Annotated in this window: 16 protein-coding genes; 12 read left to right on the top strand and 4 right to left on the bottom strand. The window is 68.1% G+C overall.

Translation table 11 applies throughout. From position 1 onward, the window contains the following. Positions 1-30 precede the first annotated feature (30 nt). From GYB83_RS10635 to GYB83_RS10625, 3 genes are read left to right on the top strand one after another with little or no spacing between them, the layout of a single operon-like run. Positions 31-1,212 carry an acyl-CoA dehydrogenase family protein gene (locus tag GYB83_RS10635; protein WP_161895452.1) on the top strand — a complete coding sequence of 394 codons (1,182 nt, stop codon included), beginning with the start codon at positions 31-33 and terminating at the stop codon, positions 1,210-1,212. Further along, positions 1,205-2,323, top strand: a complete 1,119-nt coding sequence (locus GYB83_RS10630) for an acyl-CoA dehydrogenase family protein (RefSeq protein ID WP_161895451.1) — start codon at positions 1,205-1,207, stop codon at positions 2,321-2,323. Before GYB83_RS10635 ends, GYB83_RS10630 begins: the two co-directional genes overlap by 8 nt. Before the next feature lie 41 nt (positions 2,324-2,364). Continuing rightward, entirely contained in the window at positions 2,365-3,366 is a 1,002-nt protein-coding gene (locus tag GYB83_RS10625; RefSeq protein WP_161895450.1) for an oxidoreductase, read from the top strand. A gap of 134 nt (positions 3,367-3,500) precedes the next feature. On the opposite strand, the gene GYB83_RS10620 is transcribed toward GYB83_RS10625, so the two are convergent. Together GYB83_RS10620 and GYB83_RS10615 are read right to left on the bottom strand one after the other, a co-directional pair. Beyond that, positions 3,501-4,088, bottom strand: a complete 588-nt coding sequence (locus GYB83_RS10620; RefSeq protein WP_161895449.1) for a TetR/AcrR family transcriptional regulator — start codon at positions 4,086-4,088, stop codon at positions 3,501-3,503. A 26-nt stretch (positions 4,089-4,114) separates the two neighbouring features. Further along, positions 4,115-4,900, bottom strand: coding sequence for an enoyl-CoA hydratase (locus GYB83_RS10615; RefSeq protein WP_161895448.1), 786 nt, complete (start codon positions 4,898-4,900; stop codon positions 4,115-4,117). 398 nt (positions 4,901-5,298) lie between these two features. Here GYB83_RS10615 and GYB83_RS10610 point away from each other — a divergent pair, with 398 nt between their 5' ends. The 6 genes from GYB83_RS10610 to GYB83_RS10585 all read left to right on the top strand — a co-directional run bounded on the left by GYB83_RS10610 (position 5,299) and on the right by GYB83_RS10585 (position 9,183). Beyond that, complete coding sequence (locus GYB83_RS10610; RefSeq protein ID WP_161895447.1) at positions 5,299-5,628, top strand: hypothetical protein; 330 nt, start codon at positions 5,299-5,301, stop codon at positions 5,626-5,628. Positions 5,629-5,649: 21 nt separating this feature from the next. Beyond that, complete coding sequence (locus GYB83_RS10605; protein ID WP_161895446.1) at positions 5,650-5,991, top strand: NIPSNAP family protein; 342 nt, start codon at positions 5,650-5,652, stop codon at positions 5,989-5,991. A 139-nt stretch (positions 5,992-6,130) separates the two neighbouring features. Beyond that, positions 6,131-6,655: a hypothetical protein gene (locus GYB83_RS10600; protein WP_161895445.1), complete on the top strand. Its 525-nt coding sequence runs from the start codon at positions 6,131-6,133 to the stop codon at positions 6,653-6,655. A gap of 47 nt (positions 6,656-6,702) precedes the next feature. Continuing rightward, entirely contained in the window at positions 6,703-7,905 is a 1,203-nt protein-coding gene (locus GYB83_RS10595) for an amidohydrolase family protein (RefSeq protein ID WP_161895444.1), read from the top strand. Beyond that, complete coding sequence (locus GYB83_RS10590) at positions 7,902-8,669, top strand: SDR family NAD(P)-dependent oxidoreductase (protein WP_161895443.1); 768 nt, start codon at positions 7,902-7,904, stop codon at positions 8,667-8,669. Before GYB83_RS10595 ends, GYB83_RS10590 begins: the two co-directional genes overlap by 4 nt. A gap of 16 nt (positions 8,670-8,685) precedes the next feature. After that, positions 8,686-9,183 carry a flavin reductase family protein gene (locus tag GYB83_RS10585; protein ID WP_161895442.1) on the top strand — a complete coding sequence of 166 codons (498 nt, stop codon included), beginning with the start codon at positions 8,686-8,688 and terminating at the stop codon, positions 9,181-9,183. Positions 9,184-9,212: 29 nt separating this feature from the next. Here the strand turns inward: GYB83_RS10585 and GYB83_RS10580 are convergent, their stop codons facing one another. After that, complete coding sequence (locus tag GYB83_RS10580) at positions 9,213-10,430, bottom strand: GAF domain-containing protein (RefSeq protein WP_161895441.1); 1,218 nt, start codon at positions 10,428-10,430, stop codon at positions 9,213-9,215. Positions 10,431-10,599: 169 nt separating this feature from the next. Between GYB83_RS10580 and GYB83_RS10575 the strand changes: the two genes are divergently transcribed. Next, positions 10,600-12,438 carry an NAD(P)-binding domain-containing protein gene (locus tag GYB83_RS10575; protein ID WP_161895440.1) on the top strand — a complete coding sequence of 613 codons (1,839 nt, stop codon included), beginning with the start codon at positions 10,600-10,602 and terminating at the stop codon, positions 12,436-12,438. A gap of 102 nt (positions 12,439-12,540) precedes the next feature. Here the strand turns inward: GYB83_RS10575 and GYB83_RS10570 are convergent, their stop codons facing one another. Then, positions 12,541-13,143 (bottom strand): TetR/AcrR family transcriptional regulator, encoded by a 603-nt coding sequence (locus tag GYB83_RS10570; RefSeq protein WP_161895439.1) that lies wholly within the window; start codon positions 13,141-13,143, stop codon positions 12,541-12,543. Positions 13,144-13,326: 183 nt separating this feature from the next. On the opposite strand from GYB83_RS10570, the gene GYB83_RS10565 reads away from it, so the two are divergent. Together GYB83_RS10565 and GYB83_RS10560 are read left to right on the top strand one after the other, a co-directional pair. Continuing rightward, positions 13,327-15,066: an FAD-dependent oxidoreductase gene (locus GYB83_RS10565; protein ID WP_228461380.1), complete on the top strand. Its 1,740-nt coding sequence runs from the start codon at positions 13,327-13,329 to the stop codon at positions 15,064-15,066. Beyond that, positions 15,063-15,836, top strand: a complete 774-nt coding sequence (locus GYB83_RS10560; protein WP_161895437.1) for an MlaE family ABC transporter permease — start codon at positions 15,063-15,065, stop codon at positions 15,834-15,836. Before GYB83_RS10565 ends, GYB83_RS10560 begins: the two co-directional genes overlap by 4 nt. The last annotated feature ends 12 nt before the right edge of the window (positions 15,837-15,848 follow it).

Genomic DNA, 15,848 nt, shown 5'->3' with positions numbered 1-15,848 from the left:
GAGACCAAGAGACGAAGAGAGAAGAGAACTATGCGTAACCGTGTGGCCGATGCGGCCCGCGATGTGATCGCCGAGCATCCGCCGGCGACGACGCCGACCGGCGACGTGCTGCGCGCCTGGTACGACGCCGGGCTGGCGTGGGTCCATTTCCCGGAGGGACGCGGCGGGCTCGGCCTGTCGCGCGGCCTGCAGGGCGTCGCCGACGAGATCGCCGAGCAGGCCGGCGTGCCGAGCCTGAGTCTGTTGAACCCGATCGGACACGGGATGGCCGCGCCGACGATCGTCGAGCACGCGCAGACTCCCGAGCTCGCGCAGCACTGGCTTCGACCGCTGGCGTCGGCCGACGAGATCTGGTGCCAGCTGTTCTCCGAGCCCGGTGCGGGTTCGGACCTGGCGGGTCTCGCTACATCGGCCGTCCGCGACGGCGACGACTGGGTGGTCAACGGGCAGAAGGTGTGGACCACGCTGGCGCACATCGCGTCGTGGGCGCTGTTGATCGCGCGCACCGACCCCGACGTGCCCAAACACAAGGGTCTCACCTACTTCGTGGTCGACATGACCGCTCCCGGTGTCGAGGTTCGACCGCTGCGGCAGATGACCGGGCAGGCCGAGTTCAACGAGGTGTACCTGACCGACGTCCGGATTCCGGACAGTCACCGCCTCGGCGCGGTCGGCGACGGCTGGCGGGTCGCGATGACGACGTTGATGAACGAGCGGTCGAGCATCGGCGCGAGTGGACTGCGGCGAGGGGAGGGCACGATCGCCGACGCCGTCGCGCTGTGGACGCAGCGCCCCGACCGGCACACTCCGGTGCTGCGGGACCGGCTCACGAAGCTGTGGCTGCGCGCCGAGGCCGGGCGTCTCACGTCCGAACGCGGCCGTGTCACGGCGACGGTCCGCGGTCCGGGCCCCGAGGGGTCCATCGACAAGCTCGTCGGAGCCGAACTCAATCAGCGCGTCTACGAGTTCTGCATGGACCTGCTCGGCCCGGAAGCCGCGTTGTACGGCAGCTATGCGATGACCGAGGTGCGTGCGGAGGACGCGAATCGGGGCGGCGACGTCCAGCAGCGGTTCCTGCGGTCGCGCGCCAACACGATCGAAGGCGGCACCTCGGAGGTGCTGCGCAACATCCTCGGCGAACGGATCCTCGGCCTGCCGGGCGATCTGCGCGCCGATGCAGGCCGTCCCTGGAGAGAGGTGCCCCGTGGCTGACGAATTCGCGTTCACCGACGAGCAGAACGAACTGCGGTCGGCGGTCCGCAGGTTCTGTGAGACGAACTCCGACGAGACGACGGTCCGCCGCCTGATGGAGTCGACGCCCGCGTTCGACCCCGCGGCCTGGGCCCGCCTCGGCTCCGAACTCGGCGTCCTCGGACTCGGCGTCCCCGAAGAGGTCGGCGGATCGGGCGGCGGCATCGTCGACGCGGCGATCCTCGTCGAGGAACTGGGCGCCGCCGTGTACTGCGGGCCCGTCGTCGGGACCGTGATGTCGGCGATCCCGGCGCTTGTCGCCTCACCCGAGTCATCGGTGCGCGACGAACTGCTCGGCGCGCTGGTCGAGGGCTCGCGGACCGCGACCTTCGTCGACGGACCGGCCACCGCGTCGCGCAGCGGCGGCGACTGGCTGCTGTCGGGCGACCTCGGTCCGGTGGTCGACGCCGCCGACGTCGACCACGTGCTCGTCGTCGCGGGCGGACCCGACGGCGACGCGCTGTTCGTCGTCGACACGGAGGGTCCGGGCGTCGCTCGGACCAGGCTCGCGACCCTTGACCAGACCCGACCGCAGGCTCGCGTCGTCCTCGACGGCGCTCCTGCCCGCCTCATCGCCGACGTCGCCGGACCGATCCGCGACCACGTCTCGCGGGTCGGCTCGGTGTTGTTGGCCGCCGAACAGGTCGGCGGCGCCCAGCACCTGCTCGACCTGTGCGTCGACTACGCGGGCAGCCGACTGCAGTTCGGCAGGCCGATCGGCTCGTTCCAGGCCGTGAAGCATCGCCTGGCCGACATGCTGATCGACGTCGAACAGGCCAGGTCGGCGGCCTATCACGGTGCGTGGGCACTGCAGGACGGCACCGATGATCCCGACGTCGCCGCATCGATCGCGCAGGCCGTGTGCTCGGACGCGTACACGTCGGTCGCGCGCGGCGCGGTGCAGTCGCACGGCGGCATCGGCTTCACGTGGGAGCACAGCGCACACCTCTATCTGAAGCGGGCCGTCACCGACGCGGCACTGCTCGGGTCGGCCGACGAGCACCGGGACCGCCTCGCGGCGCTCGTTCTCGACACCGCCGAACCCACCCCGATCGACGTCGCCGCGGGCTGATCCCGCGGTTCGCCGAACCCATCCCGACAAGGAGAGAAGACATGACTGCTATTGCCACACCGTTCCGGGCGTTCGTGCTCAGCAAGAGCGACGGCGAGTTCGCCGCGGGAGTCCGAGAGCTGACGTTCGACGATCTGCCCGCGGGCGACGTCACCGTCCGCACGCGGTACTCGAGCATCAACTACAAGGACGGTCTCGCGATGCTGCCGGAGAGCCCGGTGGTCGCCACGTACCCGATGATCCCCGGTATCGACGTCTGCGGAACCGTCGTGGAGTCGAACGATCCGCGGTTCAAGGTCGGGCAGGAGGTGGTCGCGATCGGCCGTGAACTCGGCACCGCCCGTTTCGGCGGCTACGCCGAGTACACCCGCGTGCCCGCCGACTGGCTCGAGCCGCTTCCCGCCGGGCTCAGCCCCAAGCAGGCGATGCTCCTCGGCACAGCGGGGTTCACCGCGGGCCTGGCGATCCAGCGTCTCGAGGACAACGGCCTGCGCCCCGGCCAGGGCCGCGTGCTGGTGACCGGTGCGACCGGCGGCGTCAGCAGCGTCGCCGTCGACATGCTCGCGGGCCTAGGCTACGAGGTCTCCGCCAGCACCGGAAAGGAGTCGGAGCACGACTACCTGCGCGAACTCGGCGCCACCGAGATCTTGAGCCGCGAGGAGGTCTCGGCCACCGAGGCTCCGCCGCTGGAGGGGGAGCGGTGGGCGGCCGCCGTCGACCCGGTCGGCGGCGACACTCTCGCCTACCTGCTGCGGAACACTCGCTACGGCGGTTCGGTCGCGAACTGCGGCCTCACCGGAGGTCCCGTCGTCAACACGACGGTGCTGCCGTTCATCCTCCGCGGCGTCAACCTGCTCGGCATCGACTCGGTGATGTGCCCGCCGGACGTGCGTGCCGCGGTGTGGAAGCGCCTCGGCACCGACCTGAAGCCCCGCAATCTCACCGGTTCGATCGCCAACGAGGTGGCTCTCGACGACATTCAGGGCACCGCGGGAAGCATTCTCGCCGGTACCGTCCGCGGCCGCACCCTGGTCAAGCTGTAGTTTCCCACCGAGCGGAGTCGAGCGCCCCGGCGTCTCGGCTCCGCTCGGTGCGTCTCGACTGCGCTCGACGGGCGGCTGGAGTGTTGCGTGCCTGCCGGCTTCCCGAGCGCAGTCGAGGGCCGACGCTGGGTCGGTCAGGCGAGGGCGGCCGTGACGAGGGAGGCGGCGGCGCGGCCGGAGACGTGGAGCGGTTCGGGGGATCGAGTGGTGCGGGCGAGCATGACCGCGCCCTCCATGAGGCAGAAGCACTCGACGGCCACTTCGCGGGCGCGGGCGGGGGTCATGCCGGCCTCGGCGAAGCGCGCGGCGAGGACGTCGAGCCAGGACTCGAACGCCTCCGCCGCCGCGACCCGCAGTGACTCGTGGGTGTTGGCCGCTTCGAGCGCCATCGTCGCGATGGGGCAGGCGTCCTCGTAGTCGGTGGCGGCGAGCAGATCGGCCGCGTGCTGGAACGAGCGCTCCGTCGCCTCGACGGGATCAGCTCCCGCGGGATGGAAGGCCTCGATCTGCTTGCGGTAGCGTTCGCCGCCGAACCGCAGGGCGGCGACGCCCAGGTCCTCCTTGCCGCCGGGGAAGAAGTGGTACAACGAGCCGTACGGAGCTTCCGCGTCGGCGAGCACCGTCTTGATGCCGGTGCCGCCGTAGCCTTGCTTGCTGAACAGCGATGCGGCCGACTCGACGAGCCGGGTGCGGGTGTCGGATGTGCGGGTGCTCGAAGTCATCCCCACAGTTTACTAGATCGATCTGTCTATCGGCGAGACTGTGATCGCCCTCGCTCGATGACGGCGTCCGCGTCCGCCGCGATCCGCGTCCCGGCGTCGCCGGCGAGCCATGTCGTGGCGGTCTCCGTCTCGATCGACACCTGCGGTGCCAGTGCGACGTCCTGCACTCGTCGGTACGACCCCAGGATCGACTCGACGGCCGCCGCGTTGTTCGATGCGATGTCGGATGCGAGGGCGTGCGCCGCGGGGAGCAGTTCGTCGTGCGGCACCACGTCGGTCACGAGGCCGTGGGCCAGGGCGGTCGGGGCGTCGACGAAGTTGCCGGTGAGGCTCATTCGCCGTGCGAAGCCGAATCCGACGGCCTCGGGGAGGCGTGCGGTGAGCCCCCACAGCGGCATCATTCCGACGCGGGCGTGGGTGTCGGCGAAGCGCGCGCGGTCGGATGCGATGAGAATGTCGCAGGCGAGGGCGAGCTCGAGTCCGCCGGTGACGGCCGGGCCGTTGATCGCGCCGATGACGGGCTTGGAGATCGGCGTCCACGGGTGACCGATCGGGGCGTCGCCCGCTGCGGACCCGGGCGGTGACCCCATGTTGTCCCAGCCTCCTTCGGCTCCGATCACTCGGAGGTCAACGCCGGCGCAGAACGCGGGATCGCTGCCGGTCAGGACGATGACGGCGACGTCGGGGTCGTCGTCGGCGGCGGCGAACGCGGCCTGGATCTCGGCGACGAGCCGAGGTGTCAGCGCGTTGCGCGACTCCGGGCGGTTCAGTGTGATCGTGCGGACGCGGTCTGCGGTCTCGGTGAGAAGCATGACCGTTACCGTAGCGCCCATCGCACGAGGGCGCTAGATCGTTCTATTTATAATTTCTCCGAATCCATTGACGTCGCGAGTGACGCACGTTACTGTCTTCGGCAGTAGATCGATCTATCTAGTGAATCTGCGAGAGGCGCTCTGGTGCGACATCCGCCCGCCTCGACTCATTCGCGGACCCGAGACGGGCCGCGCTTCCCTCCTTCAGGCAGGAGCCAGACGATGGCACAGTTCACCCAGCAGCAGATGGAAGAGTTGCTCGCTCTTCATGAGAAGGCCGAGTTCGATATGGATCTCGACGCGACGATGGCGACTCTCGTCGAGAATCCCGTGTACGAGCTGCCGACGATGGGTGGCGCATCGAAGGCCACGACGCCGTTCTGGAGACGTACAAGCGCATGTTGCCGGGTAGTGAGCGGGTCAACACGTGGGCCGATCGTCGGGTGCACGCGGTGTCGGAGAACGAGCTGTGCCGGGAGGCGTACGTCTACTTCGACACTCCGGATGGTCGGGTGACCGGTCAGTACTTCGCGGTGATGGCGTTCGAGGGCGACAAGATCAAGGGGGAGCGGATGTACATGGACACGAGTTTCTGTGCGTCGATGACGGAGATCCTGGGCGCCGATTTCGGTGACATTCCGGGTGTGAGTCGTCTTGCGGATGTGGTGCCGCCGCCTGTGCCTCGTCTGGACCGGGCCGCCGAGCACGCGGCCAACGCCAACCACTGACACGGAAGGACGGATCTCGTCATGAGCACGGACAGCCCCCGCGTCTACGAACTCCGCACCTACACGGCCTTCCCCGGCAAGGTGGAGGCGCTTGTGGAACGGTTCAACGATCACGCGGTCGCACTCTTCGAGAAGCACGGCATGACCAGCATCGGCTACTGGGTGGAGTCGGACGACACCGGCGCACCGACCGACAATCTCACGTACATCGTCGGCCACGACAGCCGCGAAGCCGCGGCCGCGTCGTGGGAGGCGTTCTGGGCCGACCCCGAGTGGGCCGAGGTCCAGTCGACGGGCGAGCGGGTCACCGCCGGCGCGACCGCAGTCTTCCTCGACCCGACGTCGTTCTCTCCCATCCGCTGAATCGCGCGCTCGGCTGACAGCCCGGCCGAATCCCGCCGCGATTGGCGGATCCTCCCCGCTTTGCGTGAGTGAGACGCTGATCTCACTCACGCAGAGTGACCCAGTTCACGAAACTCCCTCGAAGGCTCAGGTGATTCCCATGGCAGACCTCACGAAGAAAGAGATGGAAGAAATCCTTCTCGCGCACGAGATCGCAGAACTCGAACAGGACGTCGAGGCGACGATGGCGACGCTCGTCGAGAACCCGCACTACGAACTTGTATTCTTCGGCCTCCAGGTGGACGGCCGTGACGCGATCCGCGAGGTGTACAAGCGCATCCTCAACGATGCGGGCGGCGTCGCCGCGGAGAAGCGCGTGCACGCCGTCGCACCCAACACATTGATCCGTGAAGCGCACATGACCTTCACCGACGACGACGGCGAGCGCATCAACGGCCTGTACCTGGTGGTCATGAGCTTCGACCCGGAGACGAAGAAGATCTCGGGCGAGCGCATGTATCAGGACCCGAACTTCGCGGGCCTGATGGCGAAGAACCTCGGACCCGATTTCGAGAATCTGCCGGGAGTCTCCCGCATCGGCGACTCGGCTCCGACCATCGAGGTCCACGATGCGTTCAAGTACGCCGAAGCGGCGGGCACTCCGATCAAGGCAGTGGCGCGCTGATCAATAGATCGATCTAGCAACAACGGAAACGAGCGGAAGACAACCCAATGACAGCACTCCTGGTCCACGACGTCGACAGTCACGAGAACATCCCCGGCCACCTTCTCAAGGACTCGTTCGGCGAGTCGGGCCGCATGCTCGGAGATCTCTTCGAATCGGCGAGCCGCGCCCACCCCGACCCCACCCCGACCAATCCGCATCAGCCGGGCGTGGTCGGCGACGTCACCGAGATCGACGCGGACACGATCTGGTCGATCAAGGGCGCGCCCGCTCCGAGTGCGATCGATCTCAGTCGACGTGCCGAGGTCCTCGACGTGATGGGCATCGATCGACAGCTCGTGTTCCCGACGGCGGCGCTCGCAGCGTTGATCATCGGCGGCATGAACGACGACGCCTATGCCGCGCGATGGGGCGCGGACACGTCTATGTTCGGCGATCTGACCAGGCCGGAGTTCGCCGAGCAGTTCGTCGTCGACCACAACGCGTGGGCGATCGAGAACGCGAGCATCGACGACGGGAGGATCCGAGCGGTCGGCGTTCTGCGGACACGTCCGACGGCGCAGGAGATGATCGCGCAGGCCAAGGCACTGGTCGACGGTGGCGTACGCGCCGTGTACCTGCAGGCGGATGTCCCGCCCGGCGGCCTGTCGCCCGCGAACTCGGCGTTCGACCCGATGTGGGCGCTGCTCGAAGAGGCCGATGTGGCCGTCACCCTGCACATCGGCACCGAGTTCTTCTTCCTCGACCCGAGGTGGACGTACGCGGAGACGTTCTCGTCGATGTTCCAGTCGGCGGAGATCCCGAACGCCAACCTGCAGATCTTCTCGACCGTGCACATGGCGATCGACAACTATCTCTCGACGTTGGTGCTCGGCGGCGTATTCGAACGCTTCCCGCGACTGCGCGTCGGCCTGATGGAGGTCGGAGCCCACTGGGTGGGCAACGCGGCCCGTCGGATGAACATGTACGTCGACGTGTTCCCCGGCGCGGACGCGAAGAAGTTCTCGCTGCGGCCGTCGGAATTCATCAACCGCAATGTGCGGGTGTCGCCGTTCAACTTCGAGCCGGTCGACCGCTACTTCCGTGACGATCCCGACCTGGCTGACGTGTTCTGCTACTCCTCGGACTACCCGCACACCGAGGGCGGCAAGGACTCGAAGGCGAAGATGCTGGCCCGGATGGAACCGCTCGGAGCCGAATTGACGGAGAAGTTCTTCCGGACCAACGCCGAATGGCTGCTGCCGGCATGAGCGATCTCTTCGACCTGAAGGGCCACGTCGCCGTCGTCACCGGCGCGAACTCCGGCATCGGTCTCGGGATGGCGCGCGGTCTCGCTCGGGCGGGCGCCGACGTCTGCATCTGGGGCACCAACGCCGAACGGAACGCGGCAGCCGAAGCCGAGTTGTCCGAGATCGGCGGTCAGGTGCACTCGGTGCGGTGCGACGTCAGCGATGAGCAGGCGGTGATCGAGGCGTTCGCCGAGACCGTCGACGAGTTCGGTCGCGTCGACTCCTGCTTCGCCAACGCGGGTCGACGCGGCACCGACAAGGCGTTCGTCGACACCGAGCTCGCCGACTTCCGGGAGGTGCTCGACGTCAACCTCGACGGCGCCTTCCTCACCATCAGGGAGGCCGCGCGGCACATGGTCTCCCGCGGCGGTGGTGGCGTGCTCGTCGGGACGTCGAGCGTCTCGTCCAAACACGGCACCCCGCGCGGCCAGGGGTATGCGGCCAGTAAGGCGGGCCTCTCGGCGATGATGCGGTCGTGCGCGGTCGAGCTGGCCCGGCACGGGATCAACGCGCATTCGATGATCGTCGGCTGGACCGAGACGCCCCTGATCGGCCGCGAACTCGACCATTCGGCATTCGAGACCAACGTGATGAAGAGGATGCCGCAACGCAGGTGGGGCTCACCGGACGACTTCGCCCGGCTCGCCGTCTACCTGGCGAGCGGGATCGGCGGATTCCAGACGGGCGACGAGATCGTCATCGACGGCGGCTACACCGTCTTCTGACAAGGAGCGAGAAGCGATGATCAACTTCGAACCGATGACGGCCGACCCGGTCCCGCTGCGGCAGGCATTCGCGTGCTTCCCGTCCGGGGTCACGTCGGTCGGGGCCGTCGTCGACGGCGCGCCCGTCGGCATGGCCGCCAGTTCGTTCACTTCGGTGTCGTTGGATCCACCGCTGGTGTCGGTGTGTTTCCAGAACAGTTCGACGACGTGGCCGCGTCTGCGCGAGCACGGCAGGCTCGGCATCAGCGTGCTCGCCGAGGGGCACGACGAGATCTGTCGAGCCATCTCGAGCCGGTCGCCGGACCGTTTCGAGGACATCGAATGGGACGTCTCGCCGGGCGGCGGACTCTTCGTCCACGACGCCGCGGCCTGGCTCGACGTGGTCTTCGACTCGGAGGTGCCCGCGGGCGACCACACGATCGCGCTCCTGTCGATCGACGGTCTGCAGATCAACTCCGACACCGCGCCCCTCGTCTTCCACGGCAGCCGCTTCCGTCGCCTCGCCACTCTGTGACGGCGCGTCTCGCAAGACGTCGGGCCCGCTCACTCGACGCGCACGTCGACCCCCGGCGCGAAGCGATAGGGGCCGGTGGCGAGTAGGCCGCCGAGGGCCTTCCTGAGCCGGGACATCTCGGCACGGACGGTGACGGTCCTGGTGGGGTCGCCGAACAGGGCCGACGACAGTTCCGCCGCGCTGCAGCCGATCGGAGACGCCGCCAACTGCACGAGCAGGTCACGGTGGCGAGGCGTCGCGCGGTGAGTCCACTCGCCGTCCGACGTCCGCACGGTGACGACGGCCCGCCCGTCGGGACCGTCGCCGATCGTCACGGTCGTGCCCCGGTGCGGCGTCGTCTCGGTGGGACGGACCAGCCACCCGCCCGGCAGCGGTTCCACATCGCACAGGCCGAGGTCGGCGATGCGCATGCGCGACGGCGTCACGTCGTCGGGCAGGACGATCCGCCTGGTCGGGGTCATCCTGTCGGCCGCGGCCACCCAGCCGTACTCGTCGACGGCGAGCGACGGCCTGCTCGCGCGGGCCAGGATGGGTGCGGCGACCGCGCGCAGCATGTCGAGCCGATCGCGGTGGTCGAGTTGCAGTCTGGCCTGGGCCAGGCGTGCCACCGAGTCGACGAGGGCGATGGTGGCGGGATGGATCGTCGCGGCCGGTCCACTCACGTCGACGGCCCCGAGCAGCCCGCCCGTCCTCGGGTCGTGGATGGGTGCGCCCGTGCACGTCCACGCGTGGTGGGTGCGGACGAAGTGCTCGGCCGAGAACACCTGGACGGCCCGCCCGGATGCGAGCGCGGTGCCGATCGCGTTGGTGCCGACGGCGTTCTCCGCCCACGACGCGCCTTCGACGAACCCGAGATGGTCGGCGCGGCGACGGACCGCCGAGCTGCCGGCCCGCCAGAGGACGTGGCCGTCGGCGTCGGCGACGACGAGGATGTTCGGGCTGTCGCGGACGACGGCGTCGAGCCCGTTCGTGAGGTCGCCGAGGAGCCCGGCCAGTCCCGACGTCGACCGACGTTCGTCGAGGTCCGCGGCCGAGATCGGATCGCCTGGACCTCCGATGTCAGGGTCGACCCCGGCGTCGACTGCCCGCTCCCACGACTGCCCGATCACCGATCTCGGGCGGGCGGGGAGCTGTTCGCCCGCCATCGCCGCGTCGTAGACGGCGTGCAAGACCTGCGCGAAACTGCGCGGATCCTCACCGGTTGTGAGGGCGGGTTCGAGTGCGGCGTTGTGCAGCGCTGTCGGCATGTCGTCATCCCCTGTCTGTGTCGGCTGTCACACCGACTGTTGACAGCGTCCTCCCGCGTCGGCGTCGGCGCAACGACGTTGCAACCCTCTGCAACCCTTGTCGCGCCCCTCGCTCGGGGAGTGTGCTGTCCATCACAACGAGTGCAGAACAGCGACGAGAGGAATTCAGATGACGCAGACCGCGGACATCGTGATGAACACCGAGGCCGGTTCGGCCGCGGCGCGGATGGACGCCTGGCTGGCGAGGTTCAACGACGCATTGGCGGCCGGTGACCCGCGACAGGTGGCGTCCCTGTTCGTCGCCGACTGCTACTGGCGCGACCTGGTGTCGTTCACCTGGAACCTGAAGACGATGGAGGGGCGGGACCAGATCGCCGGAATGCTCGACGAGCGGCTCGCCGACACGGTGCCGCGCGGATTCGCGGCCAGCGACGCTCCGTCGGAGGCCGACGGCGTGGTCGAGGCGTTCATCCGGTTCGAGACGGCGACCGGCCGAGGCGACGGTCACCTCCGCATCAAGGCCGACGACGACGGTCAGGACCGCGCGTGGACGCTGCTGACGACGCTGCAGGAGCTGAAGGATCACGAGGAGCCGCTCGGTGCGTCGCGCGTACTGGGCGCGGTGCACGGCAGTGACCCCGGCGCCAAGTCGTGGGCCGAGCGGCAGGAGATCGAGGCCGCGGAGCTCGGCCGGTCGGTCCAACCGTATGTGCTTGTCATCGGCGGCGGCCAGGGCGGCATCGCATTGGGTGCGCGACTGCGTCAGCTGGGCGTCCCGTCGATCGTCGTCGACAAGCACGACCGCCCCGGCGACCAGTGGCGCGGTCGCTACAAGACCCTCTGCCTGCACGATCCGGTCTGGTACGACCATCTCCCGTACCTGCCGTTCCCCGACAACTGGCCGGTGTTCGCGCCGAAGGACAAGATCGGCGACTGGCTGGAGTTCTACACGAAGGTCATGGAGGTGCCGTACTGGAGCAAGACGGAGTGCACGTCGGCGAGCTACGACGAAGCGGCCGGACGCTGGACGGTCGAGCTGGTCCGCGACGGTGAGCCGATGACGCTGCACCCGACACAGCTGGTGCTGGCGACCGGCATGTCCGGCAAGGCGAACGTCCCGACCTTCCCCGGCGCGGACACGTTCCTCGGCGACCAGCATCATTCGAGCCGTCACCCCGGCCCGGACGGTTTCATCGGCAAGAAGGTCGTCGTGATCGGCGCCAACAACTCGGCGCACGACATCTGCAAGGCGCTCGTCGAGAACGGCATCGACACCACGATGGTGCAGCGCTCGTCGACGCACATCGTGAAGTCCGACTCGCTGATGGAGATCGGCCTCGGCGCCCTCTACAGCGAGGAGGCGGTCAAGGGCGGCATGACGACCAAGAAGGCCGACATGACGTTCGCGTCGCTCCCGTACCGGATCATGCACCAGTTCCAGATCCCGATCTACGACGCGATCCGTGAACGCGACAAGGACTTCTACGGCCGCCTCGAAGCCGCGGGTTTCGACCTCGACTTCGGCGACGACGACTCCGGTCTGTTCATGAAGTACCTGCGACGCGGGTCGGGCTACTACATCGACGTCGGTGCATGTGAGCGCGTCGCCGACGGCACCATCAAGCTCGCGCACGGCGGCGTCGACCACCTGACGGAGAACAGCGTGGTCCTCTCGGACGGCACCGAACTGCCCGCCGACGTCGTCGTCTACGCGACCGGCTACGGCTCGATGAACGGTTGGGCCGCGGATCTCATGGGGCAGGACGTGGCCGACCGCGTCGGCAAGGTGTGGGGTCTCGGCTCGGACACCACCAAGGATCCAGGCCCGTGGGAGGGCGAGCAGCGCAACATGTGGAAGCCGACCCAGCAACCGGGTCTCTGGTTCCACGGCGGCAACCTGCATCAGTCCCGCCACTACTCCCTGTACCTCGCGCTGCAGCTCAAGGCCCGTTTCGAGGGACTCGACACGCCTGTCTACGGGCTGCAGGAGGTGCATCACCTGAGCTGATCTCTCCCCCGAGACCGGCGGCGGCCCCGTCCCGTCGCCACAATTGTGGACCGTCCGGTGACCATCCCCCACGCCGGACGGTCCACTTTCGTGTCTTGGGGATCAGTCGAGCGTGGCGGTCAGTCCGCGCATGGTGGCGCGTATCTGGTCGACCGCGGCCTGCTGATCGCCGCGGGGCTGCAGCAGGTGACTCACCGTGAGCCGGACCATGACCTCGGTGACAAGCGCGAGATCGTCGTCGGGCATCGCCGGTGAGATGAGGCGAACCTGTTCGGACACCGTCTCCATCGCGCGGCCGAGGACGGTCTCCGAATCGACGGCCACCAGTGACAGCAGTTCGCTCTCCGGTGTTCCGGACACGCCTTGGACGACCGAGAGCAGGAGGCGGTTCTCCTCGCCGGTCCGCAGGGTGCTCGCCGCCGCGGCCGCGAGGCCGGCGACCAGGTCGTCCGGGTGCGACGCGATGGCGTCGGCCACCCCGGTGAGGAAGCGATCGGCTTCGCGCGCCACCAGGGCGGCCGCCAGGTCCTGCCGGGTGCCCATCTCGTTGTACAGGCCCGCCCGGCTGATGCCGACCATGCGCGCCACCTTCGACATGTTCACCGACGACCATCCGCCGTCGATGACGAGGTCGCGGGCGGTGTCGAGGATCCGGTTGCGGAGCAGGTCTCTGACCTCGCTCTGGAACGACCGGATCTGACTCATGCGGCCAGTCTACGACTCGTAGTCGAGTGTCCAGCGTGGAGACTGTTCGGACCATAGTGACAAGTTTCTTTACATTGTGGAAGTTGTTGACAGTTTCTCCATAACTGTATAAACATGGTGCAGCACAAATCACAGTGTTCATCAGTGGTCAGTTGGATCACCCTCGTCTACGGAGACCGCACCTTGTCTGCAGCAGCCCCGCGCGCACAGTCCGATCGGACCGACTACGACGTCCTCGTCATCGGCTCCGGTTTCGGTGGCAGCGTCACCGCGCTCCGTCTCACGGAGAAGGGGTATCGGGTCGGTGTGATCGAGGCGGGACGCCGCTTCGCCGATTCCGACTTCGCGTCGACGAGCTGGGATCTCCGCCGCTTCCTGTGGGCGCCGAAGCTCGGAGCCTACGGCGTCCAGCGCATCCACCTCTTGCGCGACTGCGTGATCCTCGCCGGAGCGGGCGTCGGCGGCGGCTCGCTCAACTACGCGAACACGTTGTACAAGCCGTCGGGAGCGTTCTTCGACGATCCCCAGTGGGCGCACATCACCGATTGGGAGGACGAGCTGGGGCCGCACTACGACCAGGCTCGCCGGATGCTCGGCGTGGTCACCAACCCGCACCTGACGCCGGCCGACGAGATCGTGAAGTCGGTGGCAGAGGACATGGGAGCGGGTGACACCTTCATCCAGACGCCCGTCGGCGTCTACTTCGGGGAACCGGGCGCCACCGTCTCCGACCCGTACTTCGGCGGTGTCGGTCCGGACCGCACCGGCTGCATCGAATGCGGCGAATGCATGACCGGCTGCCGTCACGGCGCCAAGAACACTCTCGTGAAGAACTACCTCGGCCTGGCCGAACGGGGCGGTGCGACGGTTCACCCGTTGACGACGGTGACCGACGTCCGACAGTCGGCCGACGGATCGCGGGAGGTGCACACCGAGCGGACCGGTGCATGGGTTCGTAAGCGGCGGACCGTGTTCACCGCGCGCAATGTGGTGTTCGCGGCCGGGACCTGGGGCACTCAGCGGTTGCTTCACAAGCTGCGCGACGGTGATCGCCTGCCTGCGCTCTCACCTCGACTGGGCGAGCTGACTCGGACCAACTCGGAGTCGATCCTCGGCGCCATCCGCTACGACGTCGACGAGTCCCTGGACCTCACCAAGGGAGTGGCGATCACGTCGTCGTTCTATCCGACGCCGGACACCCATGTCGAGCCCGTCCGATACGGCAAGGGGTCGAACGCGATGGGCATGCTGCAGGCGCCGATGACCGACGGCGACGGCAGGCTGCCCCGATGGCTGCGGTTCCTCGGAGTCCTCCTGCGGCATCCGATCGCCACCGGCCGGATCCTCGCGGTCAAGGGATGGAGCGAGCGGACGGTCATCGCCCTCGTGATGCAGAATCTCGACAACTCCATCACCACCTTCACGCGGCGCGGTCTGTTCGGGCGGCGACTGTCGAGCAGGCAGGGTCACGGCGAACCGAATCCGACGTGGATTCCGGCCGGAAACGAAGCCACCCGTCGGATCGCGGAGAAGATCGGCGGCGTGCCCGCTGGCACCTGGGGCGAAGTGTTCAACGTCCCGATGACCGCGCACTTCCTCGGCGGCTGTGTGATCGGCGACGACGCGACCACCGGCGTCATCGACCCCTACCACCGCGTGCACGGGTATCCGACGCTCAGCGTCGTCGACGGTTCGTCGGTCTCGGCGAATCTCGGCGTCAACCCGTCGCTCACGATCTCCGCGCAAGCCGAGCGGGCGGCGTCGTTCTGGCCCAACAAGGGTGACGCCGACACTCGCCCGGCGCCCGGCGAGGGCTACCGCCGCATCGTGCCGGTCGAGCCGCACGCGCCGGTGGTCCCCGCCGCGGCTCTAGGAGCCCTGCGCCTGTCCATCACCCCGGTCGGACAGTGGGTGGGCCGATGACCTCCGCGTTCGCTCCCGCACTCGGTCGGGCCCGCAACGGAGTGGTGACCGTCGGGGAGTTCTTCCTGACCTTCTGGGAGATCCTCAAAGCGCTGCCGAGACGCCCGTTCCAGTGGCGTGAACTGGTGTCGCAGGCGTGGTTCATCGCCAGCGTGTCGATCGTCCCGACGATGCTCATGTCGATCCCGTTCTGCGTCATGGTCGTCTTCCAGATCAACGTCCTGCTCAACGAGATCGGCGCCATCGATCTCAGTGGAGCGGGCGCGGGCGTCGCGGTGATCCGGGAGATCGGTCCCATCGTCACGGTGCTCGTCGTCGCGGGCGCTGGAGCCACAGCCATCTGCGCCGATCTCGGCTCGCGGACCATCCGCGAGGAGATCGACGCCATGCGCGTGCTCGGCATCGACCCGATCCAGCGTCTCGCGGTACCGCGGGTGATCGCCTCGTGTGTGGTGGCGGTGTTCCTCAACGGCCTGGTCACCGCGATCGGATTGACCGGCGGCTACCTGTACGGCGTGTTCCTGCAAGGGGCGACACCCGGTCAGTACATCACCGCGATCCCGATTCTCACCGGGACGTCCGACCTGCTCATCAGTGAACTGAAGGCCGGGATCTTCGGCCTGCTCGCGGCCGTCGTCGCGTGTCATCTCGGCTTCAAGGCCGGTGGCGGACCGAAGGGCGTCGGTGACGCCGTCAACCAGACGGTCGTCTTCAGCTTCGTGCTGCTGTTCCTCGCGAACGCAGTGATCACGACCCTCTCCCTGCATTAGGCGGCACCGGTG

Origin of the sequence: Gordonia spumicola, from assembly GCF_009932475.1 — a bacterium.
Taxonomy (GTDB): domain Bacteria; phylum Actinomycetota; class Actinomycetes; order Mycobacteriales; family Mycobacteriaceae; genus Gordonia; species Gordonia spumicola.
This window is presented reverse-complemented; position numbering and strand designations above follow the sequence as displayed.